This is a genomic window from Streptococcus cristatus (assembly GCF_019685515.1).
Taxonomy (GTDB): Bacteria; Bacillota; Bacilli; order Lactobacillales; family Streptococcaceae; genus Streptococcus.
This window is the reverse complement of record NZ_JABFFN010000002.1, coordinates 24878-49402: the sequence shown is the minus strand read 5'-3', so window position 1 is coordinate 49402 and position 24525 is coordinate 24878. Positions and strand designations below refer to the sequence as shown.

At 41.6% G+C, this 24525-nt stretch carries 23 protein-coding genes and 1 pseudogene; 13 read left to right on the top strand and 11 right to left on the bottom strand.

Translation table 11 applies throughout. The features are described from left to right. Window positions 1-38: 38 nt before the first annotated feature. Together rpmG and rpmF are read right to left on the bottom strand one after the other, a co-directional pair. Window positions 39-188 (bottom strand): 50S ribosomal protein L33, encoded by a 150-nt coding sequence (rpmG, locus tag FOA33_RS08740; protein ID WP_001265622.1) that lies wholly within the window; start codon window positions 186-188, stop codon window positions 39-41. A 15-nt stretch (window positions 189-203) separates the two neighbouring features. After that, complete coding sequence (gene rpmF / locus FOA33_RS08735; RefSeq protein ID WP_221161331.1) at window positions 204-386, bottom strand: 50S ribosomal protein L32; 183 nt, start codon at window positions 384-386, stop codon at window positions 204-206. Window positions 387-616: 230 nt separating this feature from the next. On the opposite strand from rpmF, the gene ilvD reads away from it, so the two are divergent. Further along, the gene (gene ilvD / locus FOA33_RS08730) at window positions 617-2320 is read left to right on the top strand and encodes a dihydroxy-acid dehydratase (RefSeq protein ID WP_221161330.1); all 1704 of its coding nucleotides are present in this window, start codon (window positions 617-619) and stop codon (window positions 2318-2320) included. A 59-nt stretch (window positions 2321-2379) separates the two neighbouring features. On the opposite strand, the gene FOA33_RS08725 is transcribed toward ilvD, so the two are convergent. Continuing rightward, entirely contained in the window at window positions 2380-2721 is a 342-nt protein-coding gene (locus tag FOA33_RS08725; RefSeq protein WP_221161329.1) for a metal-sulfur cluster assembly factor, read from the bottom strand. Window positions 2722-2888: 167 nt separating this feature from the next. Between FOA33_RS08725 and hisS the strand changes: the two genes are divergently transcribed. From hisS to FOA33_RS08680, 9 genes are all read left to right on the top strand, one after another. Further along, entirely contained in the window at window positions 2889-4169 is a 1281-nt protein-coding gene (gene hisS, locus FOA33_RS08720) for a histidine--tRNA ligase (protein WP_221161328.1), read from the top strand. Between the two features lie 143 nt (window positions 4170-4312). Next, window positions 4313-4519 (top strand): helix-turn-helix transcriptional regulator, encoded by a 207-nt coding sequence (locus tag FOA33_RS09320; protein ID WP_000916948.1) that lies wholly within the window; start codon window positions 4313-4315, stop codon window positions 4517-4519. Beyond that, window positions 4516-5229: a DUF3169 family protein gene (locus FOA33_RS08710; protein WP_221161327.1), complete on the top strand. Its 714-nt coding sequence runs from the start codon at window positions 4516-4518 to the stop codon at window positions 5227-5229. The genes FOA33_RS09320 and FOA33_RS08710 overlap by 4 nt, the downstream gene beginning before the upstream one ends. A gap of 11 nt (window positions 5230-5240) precedes the next feature. After that, entirely contained in the window at window positions 5241-6065 is an 825-nt protein-coding gene (locus FOA33_RS08705) for an ABC transporter ATP-binding protein (RefSeq protein ID WP_221161326.1), read from the top strand. Continuing rightward, entirely contained in the window at window positions 6058-6756 is a 699-nt protein-coding gene (locus FOA33_RS08700) for an ABC transporter permease (RefSeq protein ID WP_221161325.1), read from the top strand. Before FOA33_RS08705 ends, FOA33_RS08700 begins: the two co-directional genes overlap by 8 nt. A 9-nt stretch (window positions 6757-6765) precedes the next feature. Then, the gene (locus FOA33_RS08695) at window positions 6766-7407 is read left to right on the top strand and encodes a CPBP family intramembrane glutamic endopeptidase (RefSeq protein ID WP_221161324.1); all 642 of its coding nucleotides are present in this window, start codon (window positions 6766-6768) and stop codon (window positions 7405-7407) included. A 17-nt stretch (window positions 7408-7424) separates the two neighbouring features. Continuing rightward, window positions 7425-7643: a hypothetical protein gene (locus FOA33_RS08690; protein WP_000832176.1), complete on the top strand. Its 219-nt coding sequence runs from the start codon at window positions 7425-7427 to the stop codon at window positions 7641-7643. A gap of 151 nt (window positions 7644-7794) precedes the next feature. Then, window positions 7795-9558 carry an aspartate--tRNA ligase gene (gene aspS / locus FOA33_RS08685; RefSeq protein ID WP_221161323.1) on the top strand — a complete coding sequence of 588 codons (1764 nt, stop codon included), beginning with the start codon at window positions 7795-7797 and terminating at the stop codon, window positions 9556-9558. Further along, complete coding sequence (locus FOA33_RS08680; RefSeq protein ID WP_221161322.1) at window positions 9536-10477, top strand: YitT family protein; 942 nt, start codon at window positions 9536-9538, stop codon at window positions 10475-10477. The genes aspS and FOA33_RS08680 overlap by 23 nt, the downstream gene beginning before the upstream one ends. Window positions 10478-10527: 50 nt before the next feature. Here FOA33_RS08680 and FOA33_RS08675 read toward each other — a convergent pair. From FOA33_RS08675 to FOA33_RS08650, 6 genes and pseudogenes are all read right to left on the bottom strand, one after another. Then, window positions 10528-11848, bottom strand: a pseudogene (locus FOA33_RS08675) (IS3 family transposase). A gap of 69 nt (window positions 11849-11917) precedes the next feature. Further along, window positions 11918-12904, bottom strand: a complete 987-nt coding sequence (locus tag FOA33_RS08670; RefSeq protein WP_001145418.1) for a LacI family DNA-binding transcriptional regulator — start codon at window positions 12902-12904, stop codon at window positions 11918-11920. A gap of 9 nt (window positions 12905-12913) precedes the next feature. Further along, complete coding sequence (locus FOA33_RS08665) at window positions 12914-13714, bottom strand: DUF1189 domain-containing protein (protein WP_221161321.1); 801 nt, start codon at window positions 13712-13714, stop codon at window positions 12914-12916. Window positions 13715-13972: 258 nt separating this feature from the next. After that, window positions 13973-14815, bottom strand: a complete 843-nt coding sequence (locus tag FOA33_RS08660; RefSeq protein ID WP_001065641.1) for a sugar ABC transporter permease — start codon at window positions 14813-14815, stop codon at window positions 13973-13975. Window position 14816: 1 nt separating this feature from the next. Then, a complete protein-coding gene (locus FOA33_RS08655; protein WP_221161320.1) occupies window positions 14817-16109 on the bottom strand; it encodes a sugar ABC transporter permease in 1293 nt (430 codons plus the stop codon). A gap of 124 nt (window positions 16110-16233) precedes the next feature. Beyond that, window positions 16234-17502: an extracellular solute-binding protein gene (locus FOA33_RS08650; RefSeq protein ID WP_045618048.1), complete on the bottom strand. Its 1269-nt coding sequence runs from the start codon at window positions 17500-17502 to the stop codon at window positions 16234-16236. A gap of 475 nt (window positions 17503-17977) precedes the next feature. Between FOA33_RS08650 and malQ the strand changes: the two genes are divergently transcribed. The 3 genes from malQ to FOA33_RS09315 all read left to right on the top strand — a co-directional run bounded on the left by malQ (window position 17978) and on the right by FOA33_RS09315 (window position 22218). Continuing rightward, window positions 17978-19495 carry a 4-alpha-glucanotransferase gene (gene malQ / locus FOA33_RS08645; RefSeq protein WP_221161319.1) on the top strand — a complete coding sequence of 506 codons (1518 nt, stop codon included), beginning with the start codon at window positions 17978-17980 and terminating at the stop codon, window positions 19493-19495. A 22-nt stretch (window positions 19496-19517) separates the two neighbouring features. Continuing rightward, window positions 19518-21776, top strand: a complete 2259-nt coding sequence (glgP, locus tag FOA33_RS08640) for a glycogen/starch/alpha-glucan family phosphorylase (RefSeq protein WP_221161318.1) — start codon at window positions 19518-19520, stop codon at window positions 21774-21776. A gap of 235 nt (window positions 21777-22011) precedes the next feature. After that, entirely contained in the window at window positions 22012-22218 is a 207-nt protein-coding gene (locus FOA33_RS09315; RefSeq protein ID WP_033587430.1) for a hypothetical protein, read from the top strand. 110 nt (window positions 22219-22328) lie between these two features. Here the strand turns inward: FOA33_RS09315 and FOA33_RS08635 are convergent, their stop codons facing one another. Beyond that, on the bottom strand, window positions 22329-23177 hold the full coding sequence (locus FOA33_RS08635) for a putative RNA methyltransferase (RefSeq protein WP_221161317.1): 849 nt from the start codon (window positions 23175-23177) through the stop codon (window positions 22329-22331). Between the two features lie 54 nt (window positions 23178-23231). Next, window positions 23232-24488 carry a tyrosine--tRNA ligase gene (gene tyrS, locus FOA33_RS08630; protein WP_221161316.1) on the bottom strand — a complete coding sequence of 419 codons (1257 nt, stop codon included), beginning with the start codon at window positions 24486-24488 and terminating at the stop codon, window positions 23232-23234. Window positions 24489-24525: the final 37 nt, after the last annotated feature.

The following is a 24525-nucleotide window of genomic DNA, read 5'->3' as shown; positions in this document are numbered from 1 at the left end:
TCAAGGTTTTTTCGTTTCTACTGAAACGTAATGACCCACTATTTAACCTCTGTAAACACTACGTGTTTGCGAAGTTTTGGTGAGTATTTCTTCAATTGAAGACGGTCTGGAGTGTTACGTTTGTTTTTAGAAGTAAGGTACAAGCGTTCACCAGATTCTTTGTGTTCAAGTGTGATATTTACGCGCATGGTATCTCCCTTCTATTATTCAGCTGATGCAGCTTTAGCGATTTTACGTCCTTTGTAGTATCCTTTAAGTGATACACGGTGAGAACGTGAGTAATCTCCAGTAGTTTCGTCAAAGTTTACAGCTGGAGCTGTTACTTTGTAGTGTGTACGACGTTTGTTTTTCTTCGCTTTTGAAGTGCGACGTGCAGGTACTGCCATTTTGATTTCTCCTTTAGGTATTTAAATTCGATTCAATCTAGTGATTTTCATCAACCATACTAGGATAACACATTTTTTTTGTAAAGTAAAGTTACTTGACAAAAAAAGATGAAAAAATTAGAAGTCATTCAATCAAATTAATCGAAATTTTCTGAAAATTCAAGAATTTTCTTCTGTTCATTGCCTTTAAAATGTGCTATAATAGTAAAAACTGAAATGGGAGGGATAAGATGACTGAATTAGATAAACGTCACCGCAGTAGCATTTATGACAGCATGGTTAAATCACCAAACCGTGCCATGCTTCGTGCGACTGGTATGACAGATAAGGACTTTGAAACACCGATTGTGGGAGTGATTTCGACCTGGGCGGAAAATACACCATGTAATATCCACTTGCATGATTTTGGGAAATTGGCCAAAGAAGGTGTCAAATCTGCAGGTGCTTGGCCTGTTCAGTTTGGAACTATCACGGTAGCAGACGGGATTGCTATGGGAACGCCTGGTATGCGTTTCTCTCTAACATCTCGTGACATCATCGCGGACTCCATCGAGGCGGCTATGGGTGGTCACAACGTCGATGCCTTTGTCGCTATCGGTGGCTGTGACAAGAACATGCCTGGTTCTATGATTGCCATTGCCAATATGGATATCCCAGCTATTTTCGCCTATGGTGGAACCATTGCACCGGGAAATCTTGATGGAAAAGACATCGATTTGGTTTCTGTCTTTGAGGGAATCGGAAAATGGAACCACGGTGATATGACAGCTGAGGACGTGAAACGTCTCGAATGTAATGCCTGCCCTGGCCCTGGTGGCTGTGGTGGTATGTATACAGCTAATACCATGGCGACTGCTATCGAAGTTCTCGGTATGAGTTTGCCAGGATCATCCTCTCACCCAGCTGAATCAGCCGACAAGAAAGAAGACATCGAAGCAGCAGGACGTGCTGTTGTTAAGATGCTTGAGCTTGGTCTCAAACCATCAGATATCTTGACTCGTGAAGCCTTTGAAGATGCCATCACTGTAACTATGGCTCTCGGTGGTTCTACAAATGCTACTCTTCACTTGCTTGCCATTGCCCATGCGGCTAATGTTGACTTGTCACTTGAGGACTTCAATACGATCCAAGAACGTGTGCCTCACTTGGCCGACTTGAAACCATCTGGTCAGTATGTCTTCCAAGATCTCTACGAAGTCGGTGGTGTGCCTGCTGTTATGAAGTACCTGTTGGCAAATGGTTTCCTTCACGGGGACCGCATTACATGTACTGGTAAGACTGTCGCTGAAAACTTGACCGACTTTGCAGAACTCACACCAGGTCAAAAAGTCATTATGCCACTGGAAAATCCAAAACGTGCAGACGGACCACTTATTATCTTGAACGGGAACCTTGCCCCTGATGGCGCGGTTGCTAAAGTATCAGGTGTTAAAGTGCGTCGTCACGTTGGACCAGCTAAGGTCTTTGACTCAGAAGAAGATGCTATCCAGGCTGTTCTGACAGATGAAATCGTTGATGGCGATGTTGTCGTTGTCCGTTTCGTTGGACCTAAGGGTGGTCCTGGTATGCCTGAGATGCTGTCACTTTCATCCATGATCGTTGGTAAAGGTCAAGGAGACAAGGTTGCCCTCTTGACGGATGGCCGTTTCTCAGGTGGTACTTATGGTCTGGTTGTTGGACATATCGCCCCTGAAGCTCAGGATGGTGGACCGATTGCTTACCTTCGTACAGGTGATATCGTTACGGTTGACCAAGATACCAAAGAAATTTCTATGGCCGTATCCGAAGAAGAACTTGAAAAACGCAAGGCAGAAACAACCTTGCCACCACTTTACAGCCGTGGTGTCCTCGGTAAATATGCCCATATCGTATCATCTGCTTCACGCGGGGCCGTGACAGACTTCTGGAATACGGACAAGTCAGGTAAAAAATAAACTCAAAAAGCAAGCCATTTCGGCTTGCTTCTTTTCATCTTCAAAAGTGATTTGCCTGCTTAACGAGGCGGTAGCCCAAGGGCAATGCGGCCGTAGCGACTAATTCGTGTGATCTTCCAGGCAGGCGACCAGGTCACTTCAACCTTGACATCTTCGATACCCTCGATTTGTTTCAGACCTGCGACGATTTCGATAGGCAGGCTTTCGGCGCAATCACAGGCAGTATCAGTGAAGGTCATGACAGTCTTGCAGAGACCCGTTTCATCCAGATTGATTTCATAAATCAGCCCTAGATTATACACATCCAATTCCACATCTGTATCAAAAACCTTCTCTAGTTTTTCGATAATTTGGTCTTGTAAGGCCAAAGCGCGGTCATTGATTTTGATATCGTCTCTCATAACAGTCCCTCCACGTGATAAATATCCTCTATTTTCTCATAATTCTGACAATTTGGCAAGTTTTTGATGAATTTTCTGAAAAGACTCTCTTGAGATTTTTTCCTCTCACTGTTTTAATCCTTCTATTTATGGTAAAATAAGACTATTAAGTTTAAAGAGGATTCCCTATGAAATTACAAAAACCAAAAGGAACGCAGGATATCTTGCCTGCTGAATCTGCCAAGTGGCAGTACGTTGAGGGCTTTGCCCGTGAGATTTTCAAGCGCTATAACTATGCAGAAGTGCGTACGCCTATTTTTGAGCATTACGAGGTCATCAGTCGCTCTGTCGGAGATACAACGGATATCGTAACCAAGGAAATGTACGATTTTTATGACAAGGGTGACCGCCATATCACTCTTCGTCCAGAAGGAACTGCGCCCGTTGTCCGTTCCTATGTGGAAAATAAACTCTTTGCTCCTGAAGTGCAAAAGCCAAGTAAGTTCTATTACATGGGACCTATGTTTCGTTATGAGCGTCCGCAAGCAGGTCGTTTGCGCCAGTTCCACCAGATCGGTGTTGAGTGTTTTGGCTCTAGCAATCCAGCTACCGATGTGGAAACCATCGCTATGGCAGCTCATTTCTTGAAAGAAATCGGTATCCAAGGTGTCAAACTACACCTCAACACTCTTGGAAATCCTGAGAGCCGTGCGGCTTACCGTCAAGCCTTGATTGATTATTTGACACCGCTCAAGGAGACCTTGTCTAAGGACAGCCAACGTCGTTTGGAGGAAAATCCTCTTCGTGTCTTGGACTCTAAGGAAAAAGAAGACAAGGTGGCAGTAGAGAATGCTCCGTCTATCTTGGACTTCCTTGATGAAGAAAGTCAAGCTCATTTTGATGCTGTCCGTCAGATGTTGGAAAATCTTGGAGTAGATTACATCATTGATACCAATATGGTGCGTGGTCTGGACTACTACAACCACACGATTTTCGAGTTTATCACTGAAATCGAGGGCAATGACTTGACAGTCTGTGCAGGAGGTCGCTACGATGGCTTGGTTTCCTACTTTGGTGGTCCTGAGACTGCTGGATTTGGTTTTGGACTTGGTGTAGAGCGTCTGCTCCTCATCCTTGAAAAACAAGGTGTGGCCCTTCCTATCGAGAACGCTCTAGATGTCTATATCGCAGTCTTGGGTGAAGACGCAAATGTCAAGGCTTTGGAGTTGGTACAGGCTCTTCGCCAACAAGGATTCAAAGCAGAGCGTGATTACCTCAACCGTAAACTCAAAGCTCAGTTCAAGTCAGCCGATGTCTTTGCGGCTAAGACCCTCATCACCCTAGGAGAGAGTGAAGTCGAAAGCGGACAAGTGACGGTTAAGAACAACCAAACACGAGAAGAAGTGGAAGTTACGCTCGATACAATCAGCCAAAACTTCTCAGAAATCTTTGAAAAATTAGGATTTTAATGACAGACAAACTGGTCAGGATCTTATTCCTGACCTTTTTCTTTTGCAAAATGACAAAAATCATAAACTTTTTGACAAATATTATTGTCAAAAAGAAAAAGATGTGTTACAATATAAGCAAGTTAAGAGTAAAGGAGAAAGGAATGCTTAAAAATCGTTTAAAAGAGCTTCGGGCTCGCGATGGTCTCAATCAGACCGAACTTGCCAAGCTAGCAGGGGTCTCCAGGCAGACTATCAGTCTGCTAGAGAGGGATGAATATACCCCATCAGTTGTGATCGCCCTGAAGATTTCACAGATATTCAATGAACCAGTCGAGTCGGTATTTCGTATAGAGGAGGATGAGGAATGAAACACAAACATAAATGGATTGGAATTGGAGCAGGGGTTTTAGGTTTCTTTCTGGGAATGCTTAGTCTCGCTCTAAGAGGACTATTCAATCAGATTCAAATCGAACAAGTTTTATATACTTCTTTCGGTCTTATTGCAATTGTTGGAGTAATATCTCTCGCTTTAGCTGTGTACTACCTTCGAAAGGGTCGTGAAGCTTACGTGATTTACCAAACAGTAGAAGAGGAAGAAGCTAATGAAAAGGCATATGTGAGTGCTTATCGCTTCTTGGACTATGGAACAGTTGCTTCGAACATTTTGATGATTGCGATGCTTTGCTGTTTAGTAATTGTCACTTCTCCAGTAATTGAGAATGTTTATCTTTTCATCTTTTCACTTGTTTTAATGTCCTTTTCTTTTGCTGTTGCAAATTATTGTGTGCGAACAATTTTTCTCATTCGCCAGTATAAACTATCTATTTTCTCGACTCCAAAAGAAGTTTTGTCTTTTCTAAACAGTTATGATGAGGGAGAGAAGCAGGCAGAAATGGAGAATGCTTATTTGACTCTGTTTAAATTGAATCAAATCATACTACCTGCGCTTTACATTTTACTATTTGTACTATCAACCATCCTGCAAGAAACCCAGCTGGTTGCCTTGCTTATCCTAATTGTAATCCATCTTTATATCAATATTGACCAGCTACGCAAAACAAAACGTTACTTTAAGTAAAAGGAGTTCCTATGATTCGTGTTGAAAATGTAAGCAAAAGTTTTGGAGGCAAGAAAGCTCTGAATCATATTTCTTTTGAGATTCAAGAGGGTGAAATTTTTGGCTTCCTAGGGCCTTCAGGTTCAGGTAAAACAACTATGATCAATGTTCTGACGGGGCAGTTAGCTGCAGATCAGGGTGAGACCGTTCTTCTAGGAAAGTCCTCTCGAAATTTGACTTCAAATGATTTGGAACAAATCGGGATTGTTAGTGATAGCAGTGGTTTTTATGAAAAGATGAGCCTCTATAAAAATCTGCTCATTTATGCAAAATTATATGGTCTTAAAACTTCTAGAGTAGATACAGTGCTTGATCAAGTTGGGTTATCAGATGCCAAAAACCTTATCGCAGAAAAACTATCCACAGGTATGAAACAGCGAATGTTCTTGGCTCGTGCTCTTCTAAATGCCCCTAAAATCCTCTTTCTAGATGAGCCAACAAGTGGTCTTGATCCTACCACCTCAAAATCAATTCATGCTCTCTTACAAGAACTGAAGCAGGCTGGGACAACGATCTTCTTAACAACTCACGATATGAATGAAGCAACCTTGCTTTGCGATCGACTCTCTCTTTTAAATAAGGGAAACTTGATTGAGTATGGCAGTCCACAAGAGATTATCCAGAAATACCATGAGGATAAAAAGGTTCGTTTACGCTATCAAGATGGGCGCGAGCAAGTGATTCCTTTTGAAGAATTGCCTCATTTGAATACGACAAATCTAATAGCTGTTCATTCTTGTGAACCGACTTTAGAAGAAATCTTTATTAGATTGACAGGAGAAAAGTTAGATGTTTAGAAAATTAAATGCCCTTCTTTGGTTAAGGTTACAAGTTCTTATTAGTAATTCAACGTTACTAGCGACATTATTGATGCCCTTTGGTATTGCTATCCTGTATAATGAATTCTTAAACAAGAGTGGAGAATTGAGTATGTTTCTCCTCTCTATGAGTTTGACGATGGTCTTGAGTATGGGAAGTGGTTATATGGTATCGATTATGATGGCTGAGGATAAGGAAAAACGTAATCTTAAATCACTCATACTAAGTGGTGTGACAGCAACAGAGTATACTATGAGTATGATGGCTCTTCCTCTTCTCGTGATGCTTCTTTCTATGGTTGTTCTACCTCTATATCTTAAAGTTGATTTGACAAACTACTTTCTTACCTATGGCCTCTATCTGATTCTAGCGACCATCAGTATAATCTTTCTTAATCTTCTTATCGGTGCAGTATCAGATACCCAGTCTAAGGCGCAAGTGTATAGTATTTTTCCTATGCTGACCGTCTCTTTCTTGCCCGTTCTTGCCATTCAAAACGAAACTGCGCAAAAACTGTTGGACTATTCTTTCATTGGTCCTTTGGTAAGTCTGTTAAAAGAAGGTGGCGGAGAGTTATCTTTGAGAAGTCTTGCTCTTTTGCTAGCATGGATCCTTTTGCTAGGACTAACTAGTCTCTTTGTATTGAAAAATAGTTATAAAGGAAAGTAGGAGGCCTATATGAACTTACTTAAAAATCTTGGCTGGTTTTTTCTAGCCTTTCTATCTTTTTCGTTTATCTATGGTACCGTTCAGAGCGGGGCTGTAGAAGCTTTGAAACTAGGGGCTTCACCATATGCTGTTACCTTGCTCTATGTGGCCTTGGCTGGAGTTTATGTGTACGGCATTTACAAATGGTATCAGACAGAAAAGGTTAGCATCCAGACGACGGTTTTTAATCGTTATATTTGGTTGCCAACTCTGGTTTTGCTAGTGGCGATTACAGCCCAGTTCCTTTTGCCAGATGATCCGTCGGTCAATCAACAAATCGTATCACAACTGACAGTTGCTCAGCCTGTCTTTGGTTTCTTTATGGTAGTGGTCTTTGCTCCTCTGACGGAAGAACTCGTCTTTAGAGGGATGTTGGCGCGCTATCTCTTTCCTAAGCAGAACAACGGCAAACAGACAGCTTTATTTCTCCTCGTATCAAGTGTACTTTTTGCCTTGATTCATTTTCCAGGGACTTTGCAACAGTTTTTAGTTTATGCTAGTCTGGGATTGAGTTTGGGACTGGCTTATGTGAGCCGAAAAGGTCTTCTTTACAGCATTTCTTTACACGCTTTGAATAATTTAATCGGCTTTTTGATGATACTCATGCTATAATAGAGTCAGGAGGTCACATGAAACGAGTAATTTTATTAGCAGTGATACAGGCGGTCGTTCTCTTCTTTATCATCGGGGCACTTGCCTATGCCTTTAAAGGCGACTTCTTTTACAACTATCTAGCAGTTGTCTTTGCGCCTATTGCAGGTGTCTTGCGTTTTGCTTCGGCTTATGCGACGGAAATTGTTCTACCTAAAAAGGCAGCTGAGATTGCTGAAAAGCGTAAAAAAGGTTAAGAATCATAATCAGAGAATCCGATGACGTTTTCATCGGATTTTTTATCTGTTTGTTTTGATTCCTAAAGTCAATCAAACTTTTCTGCTGATTTTCATGAAGAGCCTGCGCTTTTATGGTAAAATAGTAACAGAATAAAAGAGGAGAGAAACAATGAAACGTAGTATGTATGCTGGTCGTGTTCGTGAGGAACACATCGGACAAGAAATCACCTTGAAAGGATGGGTTGCCCGTCGTCGTGACCTTGGCGGATTGATCTTTATCGATCTTCGTGACCGTGAAGGAATCATGCAGTTGGTCATCAACCCCGAGAAGGTCTCAGCTGAAGTCATGGCAACAGCTGAAAGCCTTCGTAGTGAGTTTGTCATTGAGGTGACTGGTCAAGTCGTTGCGCGTGAGCAAGCCAATGATAAGTTGCCAACTGGTGCAGTTGAGTTGGACGTGACAGCTTTGACGGTGCTTAATACAGCCAAAACAACACCTTTTGAGATTAAAGATGGTATTGAGGCCAATGACGATACGCGTTTGCGTTACCGTTACCTTGACCTTCGTCGTCCAGAGATGTTAGAAAATCTCAAACTTCGTGCTAAAGTGACCCACTCTATCCGTAACTACTTGGATGAGCTGGAATTTATCGATGTGGAGACGCCATTCCTTTCGAAGTCAACGCCAGAAGGGGCGCGTGACTATTTGGTGCCATCTCGTGTCAATAAAGGGCATTTCTACGCTCTTCCTCAAAGTCCACAGATTACCAAGCAACTTTTGATGAATGCTGGTTTTGATCGTTACTACCAAATCGTCAAATGTTTCCGTGACGAGGACTTGCGTGGTGACCGCCAGCCTGAGTTTACCCAGGTCGACTTGGAAACGTCTTTCCTTACGGAGCAAGAAATCCAAGATATCACAGAAGGCTTGATTGCGCGCGTGATGAAAGAAACCAAAGGCATCGAAGTAACGCTTCCATTTCCTCGTATGAAATACGACGATGCGATGGCTCTTTATGGTTCTGATAAACCTGATACTCGTTTTGACATGTTGCTTCAGGACTTGACAGAAGTGGTTAGAGGTGTTGATTTCAAAGTCTTTTCAGAAGCACCTGCTGTTAAAGCCATTGTAGTTAAAGGAGCTGCGGACAACTACTCACGTAAAGACATCGACAAGATGACTGAAATAGCCAAACAGTACGGTGCCAAAGGTCTTGCTTGGGTCAAGGTAGTTGATGGAGAATTAAATGGACCGGTTGCCAAGTTCTTAACTGGGATTCAAGCAGACTTGACTGTAGCACTTGCTCTTGAAGACAAGGATTTGGTTCTCTTTGTGGCGGATACGCTTGAAGTGGCAAATGCAACCCTTGGTGCCCTTCGTGGCCGTATTGCCAAAGAGCTTGGCTTGATTGATAACGATAAGTTCAACTTCCTCTGGGTGGTTGATTGGCCAATGTTTGAATGGTCTGAAGAAGAAGGTCGTTACATGAGTGCCCACCATCCGTTTACCCTTCCACAGGAAGAGACAGCTCACGAATTAGAAGGTGATTTGGCTAAGGTTCGTGCCATTGCTTACGATATCGTCTTGAACGGTTATGAGCTGGGTGGTGGTAGTCTTCGTATCAACCAAAAAGAACTCCAAGAACGCATGTTCAAGGCTCTTGGTTTCTCAGCGGAAGAAGCCAATGATCAGTTTGGTTTCCTTCTTGAGGCTATGGACTATGGTTTCCCACCTCATGGTGGTTTGGCGATCGGTCTTGACCGTTTTGTCATGTTGCTTGCAGGAGAAGAAAATATCCGTGAAGTCATTGCCTTTCCTAAGAACAATAAGGCAACTGACCCAATGACACAAGCTCCTTCAACAGTCGCTCTCAAACAACTAGAGGAACTCAGCTTACAAGTAGAAGAAGATGAAACAAGCAAAACAAATTAAGCGGTGGCGCTATTATCTGCGCCGCTTTGCTTATCAGATAAAAATCTTACGAGTTTTACAAAGTATCTCTCGGGAAAAATATGATGAGAAAATCTCGGCTTCTCTGGTCTATGGATTTTTGTCAGCAGTAGCAGTCAATTTCTTTTTTCAACCAGGACACGTTTACTCCAGTGGTGCGACGGGTCTGGCACAGATTATCTCTGCCTTGAGTCATCACTGGTTTGGTTTTTATATTCCGATATCGTTAACCTTTTATGCTATCAATTTTCCGTTGATGATTTTGGCTTGGTATCAGATTGGGCATAAGTTTACGGTCTTTACCTTTATCACGGTATCCATGAGTTCTCTCTTTATCCAGCTTGTACCAGTTGTGACCTTGACAGAGGATCCCATTATCAACGCCCTTTTTGGGGGTGTTGTCATGGGCTTGGGGATTGGTTTTGCGCTCCGTAACAATATTTCTAGCGGAGGTACAGATATCGTCAGTCTCACCATTCGAAAGAAAACGGGTAAGAATGTCGGCAGTATTTCTTTCTTGGTAAATGGGATGATTATGCTGATAGCAGGTTTGACCTTTGGTTGGAAATACGCCCTCTACTCCATGATTACCATTTTTGTATCGAGCCGTGTGACAGATGCAGTCTTTACCAAGCAAAAACGCATGCAGGCCATGATTGTGACCAATAATCCTGACAAGGTAATCGCAAAAATCCATAAAAAATTGCACCGCGGAGCAACCATGATCCACGATGCAGAAGGAACCTATAATCATGAGAGAAAAGCAGTCTTGATTACGGTTATCACGCGAGCAGAGTTTAATGATTTTAAACACATCATGAAACAGGTCGATCCGACAGCCTTTGTCTCTGTATCCGAAAATGTCCACATCCTAGGACGATTCGTAGAAACAGACAATTAGACATGAAAAACCAGCTCTGTGTACTGACCCCAAAAAGTTAGACAAATAATTTAAGCGAAGGATTTAGTTCTGTATTGCACAGGGCTAAGTCCTTTTGACTTGACCTTAATTCGTTTGTTGTTGTAGTAATCAATATAGTCCACAATAGCTTGTTCCAATTGCTTAAGCGACTGAAACACCTTCTCATAACCATAAAACATTTCCGATTTCAAAATGCCAAAGAAAGACTCCATCATACCGTTGTCTGGGCTGTTACCTTTACGTGACATAGATGTTTGGATTCCCTTACTCTACTCTCTAAAAACCTGTGATAAGAATCGTGTTGGCATTGCCATCCTTGATCACTATGGAGACTCGTATTCTCATAGTATTTCTCTGTAAAGGCCTGCTCCAGCATAGCTTTCACTTGTTCTAAATTAGGAGAACAAGAAAGATTACAGGCGATAATTTCGCTATTAAAGCCATTTAAAACTGGCGATAAATACAATTTCTGTGTGCTATTTGGAATGGCAAACTCTGTCACATCCGTATAGCACTTTTCCATTGGCCTTGATGCTTCAAACTGACGTTGAATCAGATTCTCTGCTTTCTTGCCAATCTCTCCTTGGTAGGAAGAATACTTTCGTTTACGGCGAATTCGAGCATTTAAACCAAGGATTTTCATCAGACGTTGAACTTTCTTATGATTCACTACAAAACCACGATTTCTTAGTTCAAGAGTAATTCTCCGATAGCCATAATTTTCTTTATGGTCATTATAAATGGCCTGAATTTCGATTTTAAGCTCTTTATCTTTGTCAAGCCCATCTAGTTGCTTCAACTGATAGTGGTAAGTTGAGCAAGGTAAACGAGCCGCTTCAAGAAGTAAATCTAGTCGAAATCCTCCTGAAACCATTTCTCTAACTGTCTCTGCCTTTCTCGCTCTAGGGCTTCGTCCCTTTCCTCTAACTCTTTTAACTTTTTTAGGTAGGCCACCTCAGTCCGTAAGCGTTCATTTTCCTCCTGGAGTCGTTCTAATTCTGTCATTTCTTCCCAAGTTTTCTTCCGTTTACGTCCCATTTTAGGTACTCTCCCTCTTGTTTTCTCAACAATAGTATACTCGTTTTTCTTGTATTGTGCTAGCCAATTTGAAAGCATTCCTTGGTTTGGGAGGGCATAATCAAGACTAACACTTCTTTGCGAACGTTCTTCCAATAGAACTTTCTCAACCATTTCTTGTTTTAATTCAGGAGAATAGTAACGATCAATCAATTTAATCATGGATCTAAGATTAGAATTGTTTATCCCAAATTTATTTGAAAGCTTCTCTAAGCTATATCCTTGTTTTATAAGTTCATAGATCTGAACTTTATCTTCATAACTCAATTTCATAATAAAAACACCCCAAAAGTTAGATTTTTTCTGTCTAACTTTTGGGGTGCAGTTTACTGGGGCTGGTCTTTATTTTTCGATAATTTTGTGCCCAATCAACTGGCGGTAACAAATTTGTTTATTGTTTTTGGCATCGTTGATTATCTGGAGAATGGTTTCAAAGGAAACACGTCCAAGTTCCAAGCTATTGATATCCACATAGGCTGCCAAGTTCAGTTTAGGGTTGACCGAGTCAAAGCTGAGGACAGGGACATCCAGTTGGTGTTTTGCGATGTAATCACAGACCCCTGCAGCAAGAAGGCTATCAATAGTAATAATAGCATCAATATTTGGATCATGTTCGAAGAGAAGTTTACTAAAGCGATAACCATTATCTTCAAGAAATTCGGTCGCAAAGTAGGTCAGATTTGGATCAATAGGAAGTTGGTATTGTTTAAGAGCTAACTCATAACCCATTAGACGATCTTGTGTTACGAAAAGTTTTTTGGTTCCTCCGATAAAAGCAATTCGCTTGCATCCTTTTTTGATGAAATATTCTGTCGCATCAAAACCAGCCTGGACATTGTCATTATCAACAAGCGGAATGAAGGGAGATAGAGATTTACCTAAGATAAGGAAAGGAAATTGCTCATCTGCTACTAGCTTAACCAAAGGATCCTCTTCTTGGGCATAGAGGAAAATCAAACCATCTACACGCTTACCATAGACCATCTGGGAAATAGCCTTGAGCCGCTCTTTTGCATCTTTCCCCGTTGCAATCTGAATAGCATAGTGGTTCTCAGATGCCACTTGGGCGATCCCTCGTAGGACAGATGGGAAGAAAGGATTTTGGTAAAAGGCATCCGAGTCGTCAGGAAGCACCAGGCCGATAACCTGAGTATAGCTACTTACCAAGCTGCGAGCATTGAGATTGGGATGGTAGTTGAGCTCCTTCATAGCCTTGCGAACTCGTTTTTTGGTTTCATCACTAATCGTTGATTTATTTTGAATGACGCGGGTAACAGTTGAAGGTGAGACACCTGCTGCTTTGGCCACATCTTTAATCGTAACGGGCATAAAAATCTCCTATTTATGATAATCTGGATCACGGAAATGTGTCTTGTAAAAAATAGTGACCAGATACAGAACAAAAAGAATGTTTTGTACAGTGATAAGGGTTGTCATATTTTGGCCAAAAAGTCCCAAAATAAGCGTAATCAGAGTGGGTAATCCTAAACAGTTCAAGATAAAATGGTAGCACTCTTTAAAAGTTCTAAATGAAAAGAGGCGTGATTTTTTGGTGATATAAAGGAGAAAGCTAGCTCCAAGAGAGACAATGAAGAAATTCAATCCAAAGAGGAAGCTTGCACCAAGGACGAGAAAGAGACTAATATAGACTCTGTTTTGTTGATACCAGTCTTTAGAAATGGCCTGGGTAAGATCTTCCTTACTCTGGAAACTCTCCGTTTGAATCGCGTGGTAGCGAATACGAGTCAGCTCCTTACTTTCCTTGCTGATGACGAGTTCTTCCGTATCAAAATGAAGTTGCAAGTCCTTTGGAAATTCCTTGCTTTGGCTTGGACCAATTAAAAGAGAAGGCTGATGATTCTTCGTACCGGAGTAGTTCAGCTTTCCATCAACGATTTGTGTATTCTCTGACAAATCCATGATGGCTTCATCTGTCAGCGGTGTATAAACATTATCGATAAAGGTATCCAGTGGATACGTTTCCTGTGAGCTGTTTTGAATGGCAATCGGAACCATAGACAAGCTGATGAGGAAAATGCTCGTAAAGAGAAGCTGAAACCAATTGAGGCCGAAACGTTTTGATAGGGGCTTACGAAATCCCCAGATACTAGAGAAATACGAGAATGGATATGGAAGCATAGGCATCTTTCTAAAAGTGTTTTCTATATGAGTATTATTATATAGAGAAATGTGTTTTATTTCAAGTCTAGGAGACAAAATGCTTGTCGCAAGGATATTATTTACAGTAACATCGCTAATACTCAATGAAAATCAAAGAGCAAACTAGGAAGCTAGCCGCAGGTTGCTCAAAGCACAGCTTTGAGGTTGGAGATAAAGCTGACGTGGTTTGAAGAGTTTTTCGAAGAGTATAAAATGAAAAAGGGTGGCGGGGATAGATTATCCCTTGTCGCCACCACTTGTAAGTCCTGAAACAAAGTTCTTTTGTAGGAAGAAGAAGAGAATACAGATTGGAAGGGCGATGAGGATAGCACCTGCTGAGAAGTAGGCAATCTTCATGTTTTTCACATTGCTAACGAAGGTTTGGAGACCTACGGCAACAGTAAAGTATTCTTTCTCACGAAGTAAGAAACTAGAGAGGATGTAATCCCCGAAAGGTCCCATGAAGGCCCAGAGGGCTTGTACAGCCACCATTGGGCGAACGAGTGGAAGGACAATTTGCCAGAAGCGACGGAAGTGTCCTGCACCATCCAGTTTCGCAGATTCGTCAAGAGACATTGGCACGGTATCAAAGTAACCTTTCATGAGCCAAGCATTCATCGGAATACCTCCACCGACGTAGAGGAAGATAAGGAACCAGCTATGGTTAAGAGCGTTCAACATAAGTGCCATAACAAAGAAGGCAGTCAAGGCGGCCATGGTTGGTACCATTTGGATGATTAAGAAGAAGACCAAACTTTGCTTACGAGCCAAGAAGTTGTAACGGCTGTAGGCATAACCAGCAAGTACGATGATACTTGTTTGAACAACCATGGTAATCAAGGCGATAATCAAGGTATTGAGGTACCAAGTACCGTATAAGGTTTCAGTAAAGAGTCCTTTAAAGTTATCAAAATTGAAGTCGATGTTAGTATCTAGTTTAAAGGCTGCGACGTTACCTGCCTTGAAAGCTGACATGATGGTAATCAAAAGTGGGTAGATGATCACGATTGATAGGCCAATCAAGTAGAGGTAAGTGAGGGTTTGAGTCAGTCTACGTTTGAGTTTGATTGAGTTATTCATCTTAGACGTCCTCCATATCAAATGCGTGTAGTTTCTTGAATGCGATCATAGAGATAGAGATGACAATGATTGAGATAATCAAGGTAACAGCTGCCGCCATAGAGTATTGAGGAGATGTACCTGTTGTCAAACGGTAAATCCATGAAATCAAGATATCAGTTGAACCGGCTCCGCCTCCGACAGTACCAGGACCTCCACCATTGAAGAGATACATGATAGAGAAGTTATTAAAGTTGAAGGTGTATTGGCTGATCAATGTTGGAGCTGCAACAGCCAAAATCATTGGGAAAGTGATGTTGCGGAATTTTTGCCAAGCATTAGCACCATCGATGTAAGCCGCTTCGTAGAGGTCGTTAGGAATAGACTGTAAGATACCCAAGGTCAAAACGTAGATGTATGGGAAACCTAGCCAACCTTGCATCATAATCAAGGCAATCTTAGTCCAAGTTGGGTCTGTTTTCCAAGGGATAAGAGCTCCATCTAGGAAAGGAAGAACCTTAGACAAAAGAGGCAAGACTTGTGTGTTGATAGCACCAACACTATCATTAAACATATTTGAGAATGTCAAGATAGTGATGAAGGCTGGAACTGCCCAAGGAAGAAGGAAAATAACACCGAAGATACGTTTTCCTTTGATAAATGGTTGATTGGCAACGATTGCTGTAAAGATACCAATGACAATCTGCAAGGTAGAAGCAGCCAAGGCCCAAATAATGGTCCAAGAAAGAACGGAACCAAAGGCTGAACGGAAGGTACTCAAGCTCCAGATATTTGTGAAGTTTGTCAAACCAACCCAGTCCAATAATTTGTTTGGTGGCAAGTGTTGGAAGTCATAGTTGGTAAAGGCAATCATCAAGGTTACGATAACCGGAAAGATAATCGCAAAGGTCATCGCTACATACGATGGGATAATCAAAAGGTATGGGAATCCATTCTCATAAATACCTTTAATCATATCCTTAAAGGTACGAGCTACAGGAATACCGTTGTTGATACGTTTAGCAGTCGTATGTGCGTCCTTGATATTAAAGATATAAAAGAGTAAGTAAACGACAACAAAGATAGAATGGAAAGCACCACGAATCAGCATGAAAAGTGAATTATCACGACCGGGCTTTTCACCAAGTGTGATCAGATTGCTCAATTCAGGGCTTGCAAGTGTTAGAAAATACAGAACAAATAAAACGGTAACACCAAGGAAAATAAATCCTTTAGCTTTTTGTTTGTTATAAATTTGTCCTAAACCAGGAATGATTGACAGCAAGGCCGCTTTGCGAGGCTGTTGTTTTTCCATGATTACTCCTTTCATAGGATGCGAGATAAAACTCGGATTCAATCGTAAGATACGTGCGTATGATAATAGGCGTATCTATAAATTCAAAGGGGGATTTTGCTTCCACCCCCCTTGAACAAATCAATTATTCACCAAATTTTTGTTTGATTGTGTCCTTAATCAATGTTACAGCATCGTTAGCAGCTGTTTTCGCATCTTTCGTACCACTTACAGCTTCAAAGAGCATTGTTTTAGCTGGGTCCCAAACAGCTGACATTTGAGAGATGTTTGGCATTGGTTGAGCGTTTTTGAACTGTTCAATCACGGCTGTTGTCAACTCATCTTTTTTGCCTTCAGCATAAGTACGAGCTTCAGTATTAGCTGGGATTTCGTTTGTAGTGTCGTAGAACGCTTTTTGTTGTTCAGTTGATACAAGGAAGTCCACAAATTTTTGAGCGCCTTCAAGGTTCTTAGTGCTTGCTGGGATAACCCAAGCTTTACCACCACCAAATGTTTCATAGTTTTTACTGTTTGGAAGAGTTGGGATAGTCGTAACACCGTAGTTTACTTTAGCATCTTTGAATGCTTGAGCTTTCCAAGGGCCATCGATGATAGCAGCAGTTTTACCTTCTTGGAATTGAGTTTGGATTAAGTTTGGAGCTCCTTCAGTATCTTGCATACCTTTAGGCCATTTTTCGTACCAAGATTTAGCATATTCGATACCTTTGATTGCTCCGTCGTTTGCAAGACCGATGTCTTTAGGATCTTTACCGTTTTGGCCAAATACATAACCGCCATTACCAGCAAGAAGTCCGTATGCGTAGTAGAAGTTTGTCCAGTCAGCTAGGAAGGCAGTTGTTTTGCCATCTTCACCAGCGAAAGCGTATTTGCTGTCTTTAGCAAGGTTTTCCAAATCAGCAAATGTTTTAGGAGCTTCTTTAAGCAAATCTTTGTTATAGTACAAAACGAGTGATTCGATGACAGCTGGAGCACCATAGACTTTACCACCAACCGTTACAAGTGATTTTGTTTTATCGTCTGTCTTTGCACCGTCGCTAAGAGTAACTTCTGAAAGTTGTCCATCAGTACCAAGGCTACCTACACGGTCGTATGGAGCCATCATAACATCAGGAGCTTTACCAGATTGGTTGTCAAGTGAAAGGTTATCAAGACCACCCATTTGGTCTCCTGTTTTGATAGTAACTTTTACGCCAGATTCTTTTTCATAAGCTTTTGCAGCAGATTCAGCGAAGGCTTTATATTGGTCTTCAACGTAGAAAGTAAGTTCTTTTGCTTCTGAAGAGCTAGTATCAGCTGCTTTGTCAGCAGTTTTGCTTCCGCAAGCTACCAAGAGCAAGCTAGCGAGAGTAGCAGTTCCGAGCACAGCAGCGCTCTTCATGAATTTAGATGACATAGTGTATTCCTCCTAAAGAATAACAGTTATAATTTATTCGGGAAACGCAAACGTTTTCCTTTATGAGCTTAGTATAGCACAAATAGAAAACGGTTGCAAGGTTTTTTTGAAAAAATTTTAAAAAATTTTTAAGGTTTGGAAGTGGAGATGATTGCCTTTAATAGGAAGAAAACATCCTAAACGTTGATTTTCTTATTTTGTGAAAACCAAGGGAAACGATTGCGTTAATTTAGCCCGATTTTCAGAAAATATAGGAGATGTTCGGAATGAATTATCTTAAATCAGAAAATCTTTAAAAATTTTTTCGTTCATTTCATAAAATATCAGTGGGAATAAGTTTTGGTTAGATAAAAATAATTCAAAAAAATTTTTAAAAACGCTTGCATTTGTGTTTAAAATACGCTATACTTAACTTAACGCAAACGTTTGCGCTTTAATTGCGCAACGTTTTATAACAAACACATGAGGTGCTATTATGAAAAAACGTCAAAGTGGTGTGTTGATGCACATCTCTTCTCTACCAGGAGCATACGGGATTGGATCATTTGGTCAGACTGCCTATGATTTCGTTGATTTCTTGGTTCGTACCAAGCAACGTTACTGGCAAATCCTCCCTCTTGGGACAACAAGCTATGGAGATTCTCCATACCAATCATTCTCAGCCTTTGCTGGAAATACGCATTTTATCGACCTTGATATCTTGGTAGAGCAAGGCTTGCTCGAAGCTAGTGACCTTGAAGGTGTTGACTTTGGTAGCGATGCATCTGAAGTTGACTATGCGAAGATTTATTACGCACGTCGTCCGCTTTTAGAAAAAGCAGTTAAACGCTTCTTGGAAGTGGGTGATGTCAAAGATTTTGAGAAGTTTGCTCAAGACAACCAATCATGGCTCGAACTCTTCGCAGAGTATATGGCTATCAAAGAGCATTTTGACAATCTTGCTTGGACAGAATGGCCAGATGCAGATGCTCGTGCGCGTAAAGCTTCAGCACTTGAAAGCTACCGTGAGAAATTGGCAGACAAGTTGGTTTATCACCGTGTGACTCAATACTTCTTCTTCCAACAATGGTTGAAATTAAAGGCCTACGCTAACGATAACCACATCGAGATCGTTGGAGATATGCCAATCTATGTTGCGGAAGATTCAAGCGACATGTGGGCAAATCCACATCTCTTCAAGACAGATGCCACTGGTAAAGCAACCTGCATCGCAGGATGCCCACCAGATGAGTTTTCTGTCACCGGTCAGCTTTGGGGGAACCCAATCTATGACTGGGAAGCAATGGACAAAGACGGTTATAAATGGTGGATTGAACGCTTGCGCGAAAGCTTCAAAATCTACGATATCGTTCGTATCGACCACTTCCGCGGTTTCGAATCTTACTGGGAAATTCCTGCTGGTTCCGATACAGCAGCACCTGGTAAATGGGTGAAAGGTCCAGGTTACAAACTCTTCGCAGCTGTTAAGGAAGAGCTTGGTGAGCTGAACATCATCGCAGAAGACCTTGGTTTCATGACAGATGAGGTTATCGAGTTGCGCGAACGTACTGGCTTCCCAGGGATGAAGATTCTTCAATTTGCCTTCAACCCAGAAGACGAAAGTATAGATAGTCCACACTTGGCACCTGCCAACTCTGTTATGTACACAGGAACACACGATAACAATACAGTCCTTGGTTGGTACCGTAATGAGATCGACGATCCAACTCGTGAATACATGGCTCGTTACACCAACCGTAAAGAGTACGAAACAGTGCCACACGCAATGCTTCGCACAGTATTTTCATCAGTTAGCTTCATGGCTATTGCAACCATGCAAGACTTGCTAGAACTGGATGAGTCAGCTCGTATGAACTACCCATCTACTCTTGGCGGAAACTGGTCATGGCGTATGACAGCTGATCAACTCACACCAGCTGTTGAAGAAACTTTGCTTGACTTGACTACAATTTATCGCCGAATCAATGAAAATTTGGTAGAATTAAAGAAATAAGACAATATCAGGAGACACAAAAATGTTACCATTAAACGAATTTGTACAAAAGCGTTACAATAAAACCATTGCAGACTGTAGCAATGAAGAGCTTTACCTTGCTCTTCTCAACTACAGCAAGCTTGCTAGCAGTCAAAAACCAGTCAATACTGGTAAGAAAAAAGTTTACTACATCTCAGCTGAGTTCTTGATTGGTAAACTCTTGTCAAACAACTTGATTAACCTCGGCCTTTACGACGATGTGAAAAAAGAACTCGCAGCCGCAGGTAAAGAGTTGATTGAAATCGAAGAAGTAGAATTGGAGCCATCACTTGGTAACGGTGGTTTGGGACGTTTGGCTGCCTGCTTTATTGACTCAATCGCTACACTCGGTTTGAATGGTGACGGTGTTGGATTGAACTATCACTTTGGTCTTTTCCAACAAGTTCTTAAAAACAACCAACAAGAAACGATTCCTAATGCTTGGTTGACAGAGCAAAACTGGTTGGTACGCTCAAGCCGTAGCTACCAAGTGCCATTTGCACACTTCACATTGACATCTACTCTTTACGATATCGATGTACCTGGTTACAAGACAGCTACTAAAAACCGCTTGCGTTTGTTTGACTTGGATTCAGTTGATTCTTCTATCATCGAAGATGGTATCAACTTTGACAAGACAGATATCGCTCGCAACTTGACTCTCTTCCTTTACCCAGACGATAGCGACAAGCAAGGTGAATTGCTCCGTATCTTCCAACAATACTTCATGGTTTCAAACGGTGCGCAATTGATCATCGATGAAGCAATCGAAAAAGGAAGCAACTTGCATGACCTTGCAGACTACGCAGTTGTACAAATCAATGATACTCACCCATCAATGGTGATTCCTGAATTGATCCGCCTCTTGACTGCGCGTGGTATCGAACTTGACGAAGCAATCTCTATCGTTCGTAGCATGACTGCCTACACTAACCATACAATCCTTGCTGAAGCCCTTGAAAAATGGCCTCTTGAATTCTTGGAAGAAGTGGTTCCTCACTTGGTACCAATCATCAAAGAATTGGATCGTCGTGTGAAAGCAGAATACAAAGATCCAGCTGTTCAAATCATTGATGAAAACGACCGTGTTCACATGGCTCACATGGATATCCACTATGGATACAGCGTAAACGGGGTGGCAGCTCTTCACACTGAGATCTTGAAGAATTCTGAGTTGAAAGCTTTCTACGACATCTACCCAGAAAAATTCAACAATAAAACAAACGGTATTACATTCCGTCGTTGGCTCATGCATGCTAACCCAAGACTATCTCACTACTTGGATGAGATTATTGGCCGTGGTTGGCACCATGAAGCGGATGAGCTTGAAAAACTCTTGTCATACGAAGACAAGGCTGCTGTTAAAGAAAAATTGGAAAGCATCAAGGCTCACAACAAACGTAAATTGGCTCGTCACTTGAAAGATCACCAAGGTGTGGAAATCAATACAAACTCTATCTTTGATATCCAAATCAAACGTCTTCACGAGTACAAACGCCAACAAATGAACGCTTTGTATGTCATCCACAAATACCTTGATATCAAGGCTGGCAACATCCCTGCTCGTCCAATCACAGTCTTCTTTGGTGGTAAAGCAGCTCCTGCCTACACAATCGCCCAAGACATCATCCACTTGATCCTTTGCTTGTCAGAAGTGATTGCAAATGATCCAGAAGTAGCTCCACACTTGCAAGTGGTTATGGTTGAAAACTACAACGTTACTGCTGCAAGCTTCCTCATCCCAGCATGTGATATCTCAGAACAAATCTCACTTGCTTCTAAAGAAGCTTCAGGTACTGGTAACATGAAATTCATGTTGAACGGAGCTTTGACTCTTGGTACTATGGACGGAGCTAACGTGGAAATTGCTGAGTTGGTTGGAGACGAAAACATCTACATCTTCGGTGAAGATTCAGAAACTGTTATCGACCTTTACGCAAAAGCAGCTTACAAATCAAGCGAATTCTACGCTCGTAAAGCTATCAAACCATTGGTTGACTTCATCGTGAGCGATGCTGTTCTTGCAGTAGGTAAGAAAGAACGCTTGGAACGTCTTTACAATGAATTGATCAACAAAGACTGGTTCATGACTCTCCTTGACTTGGAAGACTACATTAAAGTCAAAGAGCAAATGCTTGCTGATTACGAAGATCGCGACGCATGGTTGGATAAAGTCATCGTTAACATTGCCAAAGCAGGATTCTTCTCATCTGACCGTACAATCGCTCAGTACAACGAAGATATCTGGCACTTGAACTAAGATACAAAATTTATACTAATCACTTTGTAAAAAAAGCGAATTTCAATTGAAATTCGCTTTTTTGAATGATGTGGATTTTAGCCAATCTTGTAAGTAAAAGAAGAGAAATCATAGACGTATTGAAGGTTTAACACTCTCTTTCAACCGCATGCTTCTTCTTAGTTGATCACCTCATATAGCTTGTATCCGCTTACACGAAGTGTTATAATATGATTGCAGGAAAGAAGGTGTTTTTATGTGGAAAAAATATTTTTCAAAATATAAATGGACTGATTTATTTTGGATTCTTTTTGTAATTTGGTCATGCCTTTATATGGGTAATAGTAGTTCCTTTCCACTGACTCATCAAGAAATCTCTTTTCATGGATGTTGTTATGGGGCATCACTTGCCTCATTTCACTTGCTATTTATTGATAAATTTGTTATTTCGAATCGAAAATAAATGGAGAGGTTAAAATTTTTTCCACTTTTCGGATAGACAGTTGAAAAATCGCGATTTAAACCCGCACCTCAAAAAGAGGTGCGGGTTTTTGTCTTATCTGAAAGATTTGTTTACCGTACTTTCCCAACTAGAATCTCTGCTTCAATGGTAATCTCTGTCAGTTGGCTCCAGTCAATCTTGGTATGGTCAACGTGAAAGAGTAAGGGCGTCATGGCAAGCAGGGCTTGGCGTTGTTCAGCCGAGATAGGTTTTGTTAAGGAAGCAATCTGACTAGATTGGATTCTGAAATGTTCCTGGAAATGTTCCTTAATATCTTGGTTGGAATAATCCTTCTTTGTCAGCTGGTCCTGCACCATTTGACGGATTTCTTTGAGGTGATTTTCAGTTGGGATGACCTTGACCAAAATACCGTCTTTGGATAAAACGCGACGGAATTCCCCATAGTTGGCAGGCGAGAAGATATCAAGCAGGATATCCATGCTGGCGTCTTTTATAGGAAGACGAGCCAGGTCGCCGACAAACCAATTGACTGCCCAGTTGACTTCGCTTTTGGCAGCGATTTGAACGGAATCTTTTGAAATATCAAAGGCATAAAAGGTTTTGTCAGGGTGACTTTCTTGGAGTTTTCGAGAGTAGAAACCTTCGCCACAACCAATATCCAAGATTGTTGTGGCAGTTTTTGAGCTTGTAAGCAAGTCAGATACAGCATCTAAAATAGCTTGATAAAAGCCGGCTTCTAGGATTTGTTGGCGGTTTTGAAAGTTTTCCTTGTCGTAGTTGGCAGATTGCTTGATTTGCGGAGCCAAGTTGACATAGCCAAATTTTGCCAAGTCAAAAGAATGGCGATTGCTACACTTGAGACTAGTTTCGATCAAGGTCAGATTTTCTTGGCAGATAGGGCAGGAAAAGGCAGTCGCAGTAGCAAAACGTTGAAGTTTTGGTTTGAGGTTTGTATTCATAGTTTTAGTCTAGCAAAAAAAGGACTGGATGGCAAATGCCTCCAGTCTGCTTTTTTAGTATGTAAGAACAAAGTATTTCTTCTTTCCGCGGCGAATAACAGTTAGTTCGTTCTCTAACTTATCTGCGTCACTCAAGACATAGTCAAGGTCTTGGATACGATCGCCGTTGACGTAGATGGCTCCATTTTGAACATCTTCACGGGCTTGGCGTTTTGAGTTAACCACACCAGATGAGACGAGGAGTTCTACGATATTGTGGTTTTCATCTGCTTGAACTTGGTAGTTTGGCACTCCACGAAGTCCTTGTTTGAGTTCTTTGACAGAAAGGTTTTTGATGTTTCCTGCAAAGAGTTGCTCAGTGATGTTAAGGGCTTCTTTGTAGGCTTCTTCTCCATGAACAAGAGTCACGACTTCACGAGCTAAGACTTTTTGAGCCAAGCGTTCATGTGGCGCCGCTTCAAACTGTTTGCGGATGTCTTCAATCTCGTCCAGTGATAAGAAGGTAAAAATCTTCAAGAAGCGAACAGCGTCAGCATCCATGACGTTCATCCAGAATTGGTACATTTCGTATGGAGAAGTCTTTTCAGGGTTGAGCCAAACAGCGTTTCCTTCAGATTTACCAAATTTCTTACCAGTTGCGTCTGTGATGAGTGGAACAGTAATCACGTGACCAGTCTTATCAGCCTTACGACGAAGCAATTCGGTACCTGCGGTCATATTTCCCCACTGGTCAGAACCACCGATTTGTAGCGTTACGTTGTGCTCTTGGTTAAGGACGTAGAAGTCATACCCTTGCATGATTTGGTAGGCAAACTCAGTGTAAGAAATCCCTGTTTCAATCCGTTTCTTCACAGACTCCTTGCTCATCATGTAGTTGACAGTGAAGTATTTTCCGACATCACGGAGGAAGTCAATGAAGCTGATGCCGCCAAACCAGTCGTAGTTGTTGACCATGACAGCTTTATTTTCCCCATTTTCAAAGTCAAGAAAACGAGAAAGTTGTCCTTGGATAGACTTGACCCAGCCCTCTACTGTGTCTTTTGTTTGGAGACTACGCTCAGCATCTTTGAAGGACGGATCTCCGATGAGACCTGTAGCACCGCCAACGAGCGCATAAGGTTTGTGACCTGCTAGTTGCAAACGACGACTGGTCAAGATTGCGACAAGGTGGCCTAGGTGAAGGCTGTCAGCAGTTGGATCGTAGCCAGTATAATAAGAAACTTGACCTTCTTCTAGGGCTTTGCGCAAAGCTTCTTCATCAGTCGTTTGAAAAATCAAACCACGCTCTTTTAGCTCATCAAAAATGTGCATGTGTCTTTTCTCCTTTATAAAATATTGTTTCTACCTA

Bases quoted from the DNA above. Each gene is read 5' to 3' on its own strand.
- rpmG (WP_001265622.1), bottom strand. From the start codon at position 188: ATGCGCGTAAATATCACACTTGAACACAAAGAATCTGGTGAACGCTTG.
- rpmF (WP_221161331.1), bottom strand. From the start codon at position 386: ATGGCAGTACCTGCACGTCGCACTTCAAAAGCGAAGAAAAACAAACGT.
- ilvD (WP_221161330.1), top strand. From the start codon at position 617: ATGACTGAATTAGATAAACGTCACCGCAGTAGCATTTATGACAGCATG.
- FOA33_RS08725 (WP_221161329.1), bottom strand. From the start codon at position 2,721: ATGAGAGACGATATCAAAATCAATGACCGCGCTTTGGCCTTACAAGAC.
- hisS (WP_221161328.1), top strand. From the start codon at position 2,889: ATGAAATTACAAAAACCAAAAGGAACGCAGGATATCTTGCCTGCTGAA.
- FOA33_RS09320 (WP_000916948.1), top strand. From the start codon at position 4,313: ATGCTTAAAAATCGTTTAAAAGAGCTTCGGGCTCGCGATGGTCTCAAT.
- FOA33_RS08710 (WP_221161327.1), top strand. From the start codon at position 4,516: ATGAAACACAAACATAAATGGATTGGAATTGGAGCAGGGGTTTTAGGT.
- FOA33_RS08705 (WP_221161326.1), top strand. From the start codon at position 5,241: ATGATTCGTGTTGAAAATGTAAGCAAAAGTTTTGGAGGCAAGAAAGCT.
- FOA33_RS08700 (WP_221161325.1), top strand. From the start codon at position 6,058: ATGTTTAGAAAATTAAATGCCCTTCTTTGGTTAAGGTTACAAGTTCTT.
- FOA33_RS08695 (WP_221161324.1), top strand. From the start codon at position 6,766: ATGAACTTACTTAAAAATCTTGGCTGGTTTTTTCTAGCCTTTCTATCT.
- FOA33_RS08690 (WP_000832176.1), top strand. From the start codon at position 7,425: ATGAAACGAGTAATTTTATTAGCAGTGATACAGGCGGTCGTTCTCTTC.
- aspS (WP_221161323.1), top strand. From the start codon at position 7,795: ATGAAACGTAGTATGTATGCTGGTCGTGTTCGTGAGGAACACATCGGA.
- FOA33_RS08680 (WP_221161322.1), top strand. From the start codon at position 9,536: ATGAAACAAGCAAAACAAATTAAGCGGTGGCGCTATTATCTGCGCCGC.
- FOA33_RS08670 (WP_001145418.1), bottom strand. From the start codon at position 12,904: ATGCCCGTTACGATTAAAGATGTGGCCAAAGCAGCAGGTGTCTCACCT.
- FOA33_RS08665 (WP_221161321.1), bottom strand. From the start codon at position 13,714: ATGCTTCCATATCCATTCTCGTATTTCTCTAGTATCTGGGGATTTCGT.
- FOA33_RS08660 (WP_001065641.1), bottom strand. From the start codon at position 14,815: ATGAATAACTCAATCAAACTCAAACGTAGACTGACTCAAACCCTCACT.
- FOA33_RS08655 (WP_221161320.1), bottom strand. From the start codon at position 16,109: ATGGAAAAACAACAGCCTCGCAAAGCGGCCTTGCTGTCAATCATTCCT.
- FOA33_RS08650 (WP_045618048.1), bottom strand. From the start codon at position 17,502: ATGTCATCTAAATTCATGAAGAGCGCTGCTGTGCTCGGAACTGCTACT.
- malQ (WP_221161319.1), top strand. From the start codon at position 17,978: ATGAAAAAACGTCAAAGTGGTGTGTTGATGCACATCTCTTCTCTACCA.
- glgP (WP_221161318.1), top strand. From the start codon at position 19,518: ATGTTACCATTAAACGAATTTGTACAAAAGCGTTACAATAAAACCATT.
- FOA33_RS09315 (WP_033587430.1), top strand. From the start codon at position 22,012: ATGTGGAAAAAATATTTTTCAAAATATAAATGGACTGATTTATTTTGG.
- FOA33_RS08635 (WP_221161317.1), bottom strand. From the start codon at position 23,177: ATGAATACAAACCTCAAACCAAAACTTCAACGTTTTGCTACTGCGACT.
- tyrS (WP_221161316.1), bottom strand. From the start codon at position 24,488: ATGCACATTTTTGATGAGCTAAAAGAGCGTGGTTTGATTTTTCAAACG.